Source organism: Nocardia pneumoniae NBRC 100136 (assembly GCF_000308755.1).
GTDB classification, from domain to species: Bacteria; Actinomycetota; Actinomycetes; order Mycobacteriales; family Mycobacteriaceae; genus Nocardia; species Nocardia pneumoniae.
In genome coordinates, this window is the sequence record NZ_BAGF01000059.1 from 107,603 (window position 1) to 117,472 (window position 9,870).

Sequence of the window (9,870 nt, forward strand, 5' to 3'; positions counted from 1 at the left end):
GACACCGACAGTGCCGCCGCCGCGCCCTGCCGCACGCCGCGCGACATTGATGCCATCGCGGGATCGACGCCGACGAGCGCCACACCGCGGGACGATCCCGGCGCAGCGACCCCCCGATCCCGCGACGCGCGGTACGCAGAAACATCGGATCGCGAGCGACGACACCCGCCGCCGGGTGATCAGCGTGCGCTTCGATCGCGCAGCGACCGGAGGGTGCGCGCGAAGGAACTGCCCTGCCTACCGAGCGGCGCGAAGAACTCCTGGTCACAGGCCTCGACCGCCACGATGGCGCGGTTCGCGAGTGCCACACCGGCTGCGGTGACGACGAGGGCTTTGGCGCGGCGATCGCTCGGGTGGTCGCGGCGCTCGATCAGCCTCTTCTCCGCGAGCGCGCGCAGGACCTGGGAGGTCATCATCGGATCGGTGGCGGCGTGCTCGGCCAGGTCACGCTGCCGCACCGGATCGTCGCTGCCCGCGGCGAGGTAGACCAGCGAGGCGAGCAGCACGAATTGCACATGGGTCAGGTCGAACGGGGCCAGCGCCGCCCGCTGCGCGGCCTGCCAGCGGTTGGTCACCTGCCACAGCAACAGCCCCGGACTTTCGTCGGCCGTGCGGAACCTGCTGCGCAGTCCCGCGTCCGGCCCCTGCTCCTGCATCGGTCTCCTTCACTCTTGCGCCATGGTCCGCGCGATCAGTGCGTAGTCGTGCGCGCTGAGTTCTACCAGGCCGCGGCGCAGCACCATGCCCCAGTTCGGCACGCTGGTGAGGTCCAAGTCGTCGCGCAGCGCGTCGATCGGCGTCTCCCGGACACCGGGCCGATAGCTCACCGACCGTCGCCACGGCCGGAAGCAGCCGCCGTCCTGCGGGTCGGCCTGCCAGGCAGGCCGGTCGTCGATGGTGCCGATCGCGGTGAACGAGCGCACCGCCGTTCCGGCGCGCATCCGCTCGCGCGGCGAGTAGTAGACCAGCCCGTCGCCGGGCCGCATGCGCTCCACCGCCGCACGCTTACCATGGTTGGCCTGGGCGATCCCGAGTTCGACGCCGCGCAGGACGTGTTCACGGGATACGACGGCCAGCCAGTACTTCGCGCTCATGCAATGTCCTTTCCGGTGTGAGCGAGGCCTCCGTGGTCCCGCTGCCTGCTCCATGCCCGACCGCTCATGCCGCTACCCGCTCGGCGACGGTGACCAGCGCGTCCAGGTCGGGCTGGACGGATTCGACCAGATCGGCGCCCAGGATCCGGCTCCACAGGCGCCGCAGCGGTCCGTCGATCGAGACCGTCACCGTGACGGTGGTGCGCCCCTCGGTCGTGGTCACCTGGTGGGCGAAGCGCAGCCGCGCGCCGAACAGCTTCGAGACGTCGACGAACTCGCTGTCGGTCAGCCGCGCGATGACGAACCGGACCTTTGGGCCCTTCTTCGGCCGCAGCGTTCCGGTCGATCCCTCGGCGAACGGCCGTCCATACGCACCCATGCGGTGTCGGTGTTCCATTCCGGCCAGGTGCTCGTGTCGGCCCAGCGCGCGAAGAAGGCGGCGGGCGGGGCGGTGGAGGTGGCCTGGGCGGTGGCGATGATCGGCATGAATTTAGTATGCGCGCATATTAAATTTCGGGCAAGTGGAACAGGGCGGGGTACTTCAGCGTTGCATCGTCCGTGACTGACGCGAACCCCACTCTGACGATGTACTCGACCACCTGGTGCGGCTACTGCCGCAGGCTGAAGAAGCAGCTGGACGAGGCCGGTATCAGCTATGTCGAAATCGACATCGAACAGGATCCGGCGTCGGCCGAGTTCGTCGGCAGCGTCAACGGGGGCAACCACGTCGTGCCCACCGTGAAGTTCGCCGATGGTTCCACCGCGACCAACCCGTCGCTGGCGGCCGTCAAACAGACGCTGGCCGGTCTGTCCTGATCACTCCATCCGCGCGGACCTCGCAGGTCCCGCGCGGAAGCGTGCGCTCAGTCGAGCGCCGCCCAGGATTCGACGATGGTCCGGGCGATGGAGATCGAACCCGGCAGCAACAGCCGCGCGCCCTCGCCGCGCGCCGACCAGTCGCCCATCGCCAGCGCTTCGCGCACCTCGGCGCGGGTGAACCAGTTGGCCTCGGCGATCTCGCCATCGGAGAAGGCCAGCGGCTGGTCGGGATCGGCGACCGCGGCGAAGCCGAGCATCAGTGAGCGCGGGAACGGCCACGGCTGGCTGCCCAGGTAGCTGATCTCGCGCACGTCCAGGCCGACCTCCTCGCGCATCTCGCGCTCGACGCAGCGCTCCAGCGACTCGCCCGCCTCGACGAACCCGGCCAGCAGGGAGAACAGCGACTTCGGCCAGCTGTGCTGGCGCGCGAGCAGCACCCGATCGCCGCCGTCGTGGATCAGGCAGATCACCGCGGGGTCGATACGGGGGAACTCCTCGTAACCGCTCTCGGTGACGCGCGACCACCCGGCCTTGGAGGCGGTGGTCACCGTGCCGTCCGCACCGTTGAACCCGGCCCGGTCGTGCCAGTTCAGCAAGGCGATCGCGGTGGAGAGCAAACCGGCGGTGCGGTCGTCGATGCTGCCGCCGGCGAGCGCGCGCAGATCGGTGAGCGTGCCCTCCAACTCCGGGTCGCGGACCGCCCACAGGTGGATGCCGTCCTCGACGCCGAGGAACACCGCGGCCGGGCTCGGCTCCGCGGACAGCTCGAGCGCGGCGTCCAAGACCAGCACCCCATTGTCGAAGCGGACCTGCCCGCGCCGATTGATCCGCACGAGTTTCGCCTCGCCCCAGCCCTCCTTCAGGGCCTGGGCGTCGCCCCGGATCTCCTCCGCGCGATCGATGACGGAACGGGACAGCAGCGGAACACCATTGAGCTGAAAAGCGGGCACGGTTCGAGACTATCGCGCCCGAGTTACCGCATGGCTGGCCGCCGGGTCACTTGCCCGCCCGGCGGATGTACAACAGCTTGTCGCCCGCCTCGATCGCGTCCACCTCCGGCTCGCCGACGCGGACCAGCACCCCGTCGCGCACCACGCCGAGCACGATGTCGCTGAGATGCCGTGGCGAGCCGCCGATCTCGGCGGGCTCGACCTCGCGTTCGGCGACGGCGAACCCCTCCTGGGGCGTCAGCAGGTCTTCCATCATCTCCACCACGGTCGGCGTGGTCGTGGCGATGCCGAGCAATCGGCCCGCGGTCTCCGAGGACACCACCACCGAGTCCGCCCCTGACTGCCGCACCAGATGGGTGTTCTCCGCCTCGCGGACCGCGACCACGATCTTGGCCTTCTTGTTCAGCTCGCGGGCGGTCAGGGTGACCAGCACGGCGGTGTCGTCGCGGTTGGTGGCGACCACGACCGACGCGGCGTTCTGCACGCTCGCCAGCCGCAGCACGTCGGATTGGGTGGCCGAGCCGTGCACCGTGACCAGTCCCGCGTTCGCGGCCGCCTCCAAGGCGACGACGTCGGTGTCGACCACGACGATGTCGGAGGCCTTCACCCCGTCGCCGAGCATGGCGTCGATCGCGGTCCTGCCCTTCGTGCCGTATCCGATGACCACGGTGTGATTGCGCACGCTGTGCCTCCATCGCTGAATCTTGAAAGCCTGCCGGGAGCGTTCCGTCAGCACACTGATCGTGGTTCCGACGAGGACGATGAGGAACAGGATGCGCAGCGGCGTGATGATGACGATGTTCGCCAATCGCGCCTCGGGCGAAATGGGGTGGATGTCGCCGTATCCGGTGGTCGACAGCGAGACCGTGGCGTAGTAGAAGGCGTCCAGGAACGACAATTCGTTGCCCGAATTGTCGTGGTAACCCTCGCGACCGACATAGACCACGAACGCGGCCAGGAACAGCAGCGCAGTCGCGAACAGCACGCGCCTTGTCAGCGAAATCCACGGGCTGATCTGCACTTCCGGGATGCGCAGCACCCCGACCAGCGCGAAGTGGGGGCGGCTGGCCAACCCGAGGCCGCGCGCTCGATCACCGAACACCGGACCCACCTGCGTTCGTCTCCGCGGCGCCGCGTGTTCGCTCCGGCCGAAAACCGGAGTGTGGCCGCGTGGTCGGGTGGTCGCTCGTGTCGGTCATCTCGGTAGTCCTCGTAGCTCCGGCACAGCACGGGAGCCTACCTGTGTCCGATTCCCGGCGCCCGCGGCGCACTCGCCAATGCCGCACGCGGTCTCGACGCGGACAAAGGTGGATGCGAATCACCCGGTCGCTGGCGGTGAGTCGACGGGCGCGGCGTTCCTGATCAGCTCGGCCAGTTCGGCGGGACCGGCCAGCGTGGCCGGCGCGATGGTGCGTCCGGTGCGCACGTAGTGGAACGCGGCGCCGATCCGCGGCAGCATCTCCTGTTCGGAACGGCCCTCGCGGGCGGCCGTCAACCGGGCCCAGGCCAAGCGATACACCGCTAGCTGCATGGCGACCGCGGGCTCCTCGGTGGGGCTCGGCTCGGCGCCGGTCTTCCAGTCGACCACGATCCAGCGGCCGCCCGGTTCGGCGAACACCGCGTCCATGCGCCCGCGGATCACGGTGCCCGCGATCGAGGTCTCGAACGGGATCTCGACTTCGATCGGGCTGCGGTTGGCCCACGGCGAGTTCAGGAACGCCTCCTGCATCGCGGTCAGCTCGGCGTCCAATCCCGTGTCCGCCGCGCCGTCGGCGGCGCCCGGCAGTTCGTCGAGGCCGAGCAGCCGGGTGGAGCTGAACCACCGCTGCACCCAGGCATGGAAGGCGGTGCCGCGGCGGGCCAGCGGATTCGGCGGGTAGGGCAGCGGACGACGCAGGCGCGCGGCCAGTTTCGCCGGGTCGGCGCGCAGCTCGACCAGCGCCGTCGCCGCGATCTGACCCGGCAGCTCGACCGACTCGGCGGCGGCCGCGGCGGCGTGATGCTCGGCCAGCAGGGCGTCCACATCGGCGGCCCAGCCTTCCGGATCGTCCGGGTCCGGCGCGCGATGTGCCCGCTCGAGCGGGTAGGCGTCCTCCGGAGGGGGCGGCGCGAAGCCGGTGGCGAAGGCGGGCTCGTCGGCCGACAGGTACTCCTCGACCGGGTCCGGGGCGGGTCCGTAATAGGGCTCGAGATCCGCGTACGGGTCGGCGTACTCGATTGCAGTGTAATCGAAGTCGGGCGGGTCCGCGAACTCGTCCAGTGGGTCCGGGGGAAGCTCGTCGTCGGGCGGGTAATAGTCCCCACCGCGAAGCGATTTCGCGATGCGGTCCTCTCGGCCGCCGGGCGAGTCCGCGCCGTGGTGTGCGGCGGTCGGGTGCGCGCGAAGGTCGGCGAGGGCGGCGTGGACCAGCGCGGCGCCCTGTTCGATGGGGTCGCGGCGGGTGCTGAGTGGGTCTCGGGGCCATTCGGCAGTGGCCGGGTTGTCGGTGAAAGGGTTGACGGCGTCGGGCGCGGGCGGGTCGTCCCATCGGTCGATCGAGAGGACATCGTGTGCCGGGCTGTCGGGGTCTTCGTTCGCGCGCTTCAGCTCCAGCAGGAAATCCGACGGACCCTTCGGGGAGCTGCCGGTCTCCGCCCAGTGGTGCGCCGAAACCAGCAGCACGCGTTCGGTTCTGGTGAGCGCGACGTAAAACAGGCGGCGTTCCTCGTCGATCCGGCGGCGCTCCAGCGCTTCCTTGTGCGCCTTGATCGCGCGGTCGAGGTCGGAGCGGTCGTACAGGTCGCTGAGATCGAGCACCGGAACGCCTTCGGCCGCGTCGTCCTGTCTGCGGTCGCCCCGCAGGGACGTGGGCAGCTCGGCGAGCGCGCCCAGCCAGGTGCCGGAGCCGACCTTGGACGGGAACACGCCCTCCACCACGTGCGGGACCGCGACGATCTCCCACTCCAGGCCCTTCGCGGCATGCACGGTCAGCACCTGCACCCGGTCCTTGGCGACCTCGACCTCTCCCGGTTCCAGCCCGTTCTCGACCTCCTCGGCGGCGGCGAGGAACGCGAGCAGTCCGCCCAGGGAGGCGCCGGTGTCCGCGGCGTACCCGGCCACCACCTCGGCGAACGCGTCCAGGTGCTCGCGTCCGGCCCCCGTCCCGGCCATCGCTCGCCGTGTCTGGGTCTCCACACCCACCCCGATGGTGCGCTCGACATCGGCCACCAATTCCGCCAACGGCTGGCCGCTGCGTTCGCGCAACGCGGCCAACTCCCGGGCCAGCGCCTCGATGCGGGCGAAACCGGCTTCCGAATACTGCTCCGCCGGACCGGGATCGGCGATCGCGTCGGCCAGACCGGCTTGTTCCGCCGGTTCCGGCGCCACCTCGCGCAGCGCCTCGTCGAGCGCGGCGCGGTCGGCTATCTCGGCCGGGGTGTCCGAGCCGGGACGGCGGATCGACAAGTCCCTGGCCCGGCGGGCGAGCGCGGCGATGTCGGCGACGCCGATGCGCCAGCGCGCGCCGGTCAGCACTCGCATGGCGGCGGTGCCCGAGCCCGGCTCGGCGATCAACCGCAGGGTCGCGACGATGTCGGCGACTTCGGGGGTGGCGAGCAAGCCGCCGAGCCCGACGATCTCCACCGGGAGTCCCTGCGCCCGAAGCGCTTCCGCGAGCGGCGCGGCGTCCGCGTTGCGGCGCACGAGCACCGCTGAGGTCGGCGGCGGCTGCTGGTCCGCGCGCCGGGCCGCCCATTCCGCGGCGATCCGCTCGGCCACCCACTCACGTTCGGCGGCCACGGTCTCGGTCAGTGCCAGCGCCACCACACCCGGCCCGGCATCGGGTTTGGCGCGCAACGCGTCCACGGTCACCCCGCCGCCCTCGATCGCCTTGCGGCGCAATGGTTCCGCCACCAGATTCGCCAGCGCCAGCGCCTCCGGCGGATTGCGCCAGCTGGTCAGCAGCGCCAACGTGGGGGCGGGGACGCCGGGAGCACTGGGAAAGTCGGAGGCGAACCGGGGGAGATTCGCCGCGGACGCGCCGCGCCAGCCGTAGATCGATTGCATCGGGTCGCCGACGGCGGTCACCGCAAGGCGCCGCGCAGCGCCCGGATCAGGCGGCCGGGCGTCTGAACCGATGCGTGACGAGGGCGCGTCCCGTGTCGGGTGGGCCCTGCGCGCATCGTGCGCACCCGCACGCTGTGACTCGCCCTCTCGCGTCGGCGGGTCGAAATGCGCATCACCACCCCGCGACTGCACGTCCCCCACCGACGAACCGAACGGCAAATCGTGCGCATCACCGCCCCGCGACTGCACGTCCCCCACCGACGAACCGAACGGCAAATCGTGCGCATCACCACCCCGCGACTGCACGTCCCCCACCGACGAACCGAAGGGGAGGTCTTGCGTATCACCGCGTGACGGTGCCGCGTTCCCCAGCGGAGAAATCGAAAGCCGCCCCTCCGCAGCTGAGTACGGCATCACCCTTCCCGGCTCGGGCGCGCTGAGATCGGGGTTGGTTGCACCGGCTTGCCGCAGTTGCGTATCCGGCGGCGGATGGGAGTGCACCTTACGTTTGTCCGAAAAAGATGACGCAGCCCCGGTTTCGAAATTCGGATCCCTTTGCGCCACAAGGGCCGTCGGATCAACCGGCAGCGGCGCGATATCTCGGCCGTCCGCACCGGGGCGCTCCGACCGCGCAACCCGCGTCTCCTGGTCGGAGTGCATGTTCGACCCGCCCGCGCGCGGCGGCGAATCCGGGTCACGGGTATCCGCACGTGTCACCCGGACGTCCGGCAGCGGCGGGTCGGAATCCGGACCGTATGCCGCGGGGCGGATCGGAAAGTCCCCGGCCCTGGACTCAGATCCCGTCGCGCGTTCCTGCTCGCCGCCGAACAGGGCCGCGAGCAGGACGCGCTGGGCGTGGCCGGTGTCCTGGTATTCGTCGAGCAGGACCAGGCGGAAGCGGGCGCGTTCGGCGGCTGCTACTTCAGGGTGTTCGGCGGCGAGCCGGGCGGCCAGGGACATCTGCGCGCCGAAATCCAGTGCGCCGCGGCGGCGCAGCGCCTCCGACAGCTCGTGGACCAGCGGCAGCAGCGCCACCCGTTCCCGCTGCACCTGCACGATGTTCAGCAGCGTTTGGCTCGGCCCGCCGCGCTGACGCGGACCCGCGGGCAGCGTGTACACCAGCTTCTCCAGCTCGGTGTGCGCCTCGGCCAATTGCTCGGGCTCGACCAGGTGCTCGGCCAGCTGCCCGGACAGCGCGAGCACCGCCTCGGTGACCGACACCGGCGTCCGATCGGTGTCCAGGTCGCCGTCCCAGGTCCGGACGACCTGGTGGGCGAGCTGCCAGAGCTGGGTCTCGGTGAGCAACGTCGCCGACGGTTCCACCGGCAGCAGCAGCCCGTGTTCGGTGAGCAACCTGCCCGCGTACGAGTGGTAGGTGCTGATTTCCGGTTCCGCGCCGGAAAGTTCGGCGCGCAGCTGACCGGTCGGGTCGAGTTCGCGCAGCAGTGGCGCACCGGCGAGCCGGGCCAGCCTGGTGCGGATGCGGGCGGTCAACTGCTGTGCGGCTTTGCGCGTGAAGGTCAGGCCGAGCACCTCGTCGGGCCGGACGATCCGGTTCGCGACCATCCAGACCACGCGCGCGGCCATCGTCTCGGTCTTGCCCGCACCCGCTCCGGCGACCACCAGGGTCGGACCCGGCGGCGCCGCGATCACGGCCGCCTGCTCGTCGGTCGGCGGCGGCAGGCCCAGCGCCTGCGCCAGCTGCTGCGGTGTCACTCGGCCGCCGGTCACGGCGGCGCCTCGGTGGTCGGCAGCGACCGGACCGAAAGCGCGACGGCACCGGTCGGCTCGCTCTCTCGTCGATCACTTGACCGCCCCATTCCGGACGCGGCAGGCGCACAACCACGCAGCGGCACCACGAGCGCGGCGACCACAGACAACGCACTCACTCGTCGACCACCTGCCCCCTCCATCCTGGACGCAACTGCTCGCACGGCACCACGAGCCGAGCGACCGCGATCAATCCGCTCACTCGTCGATCACCTGACTCCCCATCCTGTACGCGGCAGGCGCACAACCACGCAGCGGCACCGCGAGTGCGGGCAACCACAGATGACGCACTCACTCGTCGGTCACCTGTCTTCCCCGGTCCTGCACGGGGCAGCTGCCCGCGACCGTGCAGTGGCGGCAACCGTCGTTGCGCATGGCGAGATAGCTGGGGCCCTGGGTGGCCGCGGCGGCTTCGTGGATGGTGTCACGCCACTTGGCGAGGGCTTCGGCGTCCAGCGGGGGCTGCATGCGCTGGGTCGCGCCCTCGGCCTTGCTCGGTTTGGCGACGTACACCAAGCGCGCTCCGCCAGGCTCGGTGGCGGCGTTGGTTTCTGTTGCAGCAGAGGTCTTTTCGTCACCGGCGTCGAGTGCGCCGCTGGCGGCCGCCACCTGGTAGGTCGCCAACTGGGCGTGATCGGCGGCCGCCTGCTTGGTGACCGGGGACTTGCCGGTCTTCACGTCCACGATCACGAAGCGGCCCTGCACGTCTCGTTCCAGCCGGTCGACTCGGCCCCGGATCCGCACGTCGCGTTCGTCTTCGGTGCGGGCGGGCAGCACGCAGTCGACCGGTACCTCGACACCGGCCTGGGTGAGTTCGCCGCGGGTGTTGCGGACCCAGGCCAGGAAGGTCTCCAGCATCGCCTCGGTGCGGCGCAGCTCCTGCCGGGAGTGCCAGCCGGTGCCGGGATCCACCGCCTGCCAGGCGCGATCCAGCGCCGCGCGCACCTGCTCCTGGGGCACCTTGCCCGCCAGCGCCTGCACCAGCGTGTGCACCAGATTGCCCTTGACGGCGTGCGGATTGTCGCCGTCGGTGCCGCCGTGGCGTTCCAGCGCCCAGCGCAGCGGGCAGGTGCGCAGCAGTTCGACGGTGGAGGGCGACAGCGCCACCGCGCCGTCGTCGTCGCTCCACAGCGGACGCTTGGAGCTGAGCTCGGCGGTGCCGTACCAGTCGTCGGGATGACTGCCGCGCACG

8 protein-coding genes are annotated in these 9,870 nt (G+C 70.8%); 1 reads left to right on the plus strand and 7 read right to left on the minus strand.

Annotation, left to right across the window (positions count from 1 at the left end):
* Window positions 1–179 precede the first annotated feature (179 nt).
* The 3 genes from ON34_RS20145 to ON34_RS20155 all read right to left on the minus strand — a co-directional run bounded on the left by ON34_RS20145 (window position 180) and on the right by ON34_RS20155 (window position 1,473).
* Entirely contained in the window at window positions 180–656 is a 477-nt protein-coding gene (locus ON34_RS20145) for a MarR family winged helix-turn-helix transcriptional regulator (protein ID WP_040781470.1), read from the minus strand.
* 9 nt (window positions 657–665) lie between these two features.
* The gene (locus ON34_RS20150) at window positions 666–1,094 is read right to left on the minus strand and encodes an EVE domain-containing protein (RefSeq protein ID WP_040781472.1); all 429 of its coding nucleotides are present in this window, start codon (window positions 1,092–1,094) and stop codon (window positions 666–668) included.
* Window positions 1,095–1,158: 64 nt separating this feature from the next.
* Window positions 1,159–1,473 carry a hypothetical protein gene (locus ON34_RS20155; protein ID WP_245548108.1) on the minus strand — a complete coding sequence of 105 codons (315 nt, stop codon included), beginning with the start codon at window positions 1,471–1,473 and terminating at the stop codon, window positions 1,159–1,161.
* Between the two features lie 206 nt (window positions 1,474–1,679).
* On the opposite strand from ON34_RS20155, the gene ON34_RS20160 reads away from it, so the two are divergent.
* Window positions 1,680–1,910, plus strand: coding sequence for a mycoredoxin (locus tag ON34_RS20160; RefSeq protein WP_085997106.1), 231 nt, complete (start codon window positions 1,680–1,682; stop codon window positions 1,908–1,910).
* A 47-nt stretch (window positions 1,911–1,957) separates the two neighbouring features.
* On the opposite strand, the gene nudC is transcribed toward ON34_RS20160, so the two are convergent.
* The 4 genes from nudC to ON34_RS20180 form a co-directional block, all read right to left on the minus strand.
* Complete coding sequence (gene nudC / locus ON34_RS20165; protein ID WP_040781477.1) at window positions 1,958–2,863, minus strand: NAD(+) diphosphatase; 906 nt, start codon at window positions 2,861–2,863, stop codon at window positions 1,958–1,960.
* A gap of 46 nt (window positions 2,864–2,909) precedes the next feature.
* Window positions 2,910–3,965: a potassium channel family protein gene (locus ON34_RS20170; RefSeq protein WP_051022902.1), complete on the minus strand. Its 1,056-nt coding sequence runs from the start codon at window positions 3,963–3,965 to the stop codon at window positions 2,910–2,912.
* 216 nt (window positions 3,966–4,181) lie between these two features.
* A complete protein-coding gene (locus ON34_RS37675) occupies window positions 4,182–8,639 on the minus strand; it encodes an ATP-dependent DNA helicase (RefSeq protein ID WP_040781480.1) in 4,458 nt (1,485 codons plus the stop codon).
* 330 nt (window positions 8,640–8,969) lie between these two features.
* Window positions 8,970–9,870, minus strand: a 901-nt coding sequence (locus ON34_RS20180) for a RecB family exonuclease (protein WP_169333886.1), incomplete at its 5' end; no start/stop codon positions are given.

Bases quoted from the DNA above. Each gene is read 5' to 3' on its own strand.
- ON34_RS20155 (WP_245548108.1), bottom strand. From the start codon at position 1,473: ATGGGTGCGTATGGACGGCCGTTCGCCGAGGGATCGACCGGAACGCTG.
- ON34_RS20145 (WP_040781470.1), bottom strand. From the start codon at position 656: ATGCAGGAGCAGGGGCCGGACGCGGGACTGCGCAGCAGGTTCCGCACG.
- ON34_RS20160 (WP_085997106.1), top strand. From the start codon at position 1,680: ATGTACTCGACCACCTGGTGCGGCTACTGCCGCAGGCTGAAGAAGCAG.
- ON34_RS20150 (WP_040781472.1), bottom strand. From the start codon at position 1,094: ATGAGCGCGAAGTACTGGCTGGCCGTCGTATCCCGTGAACACGTCCTG.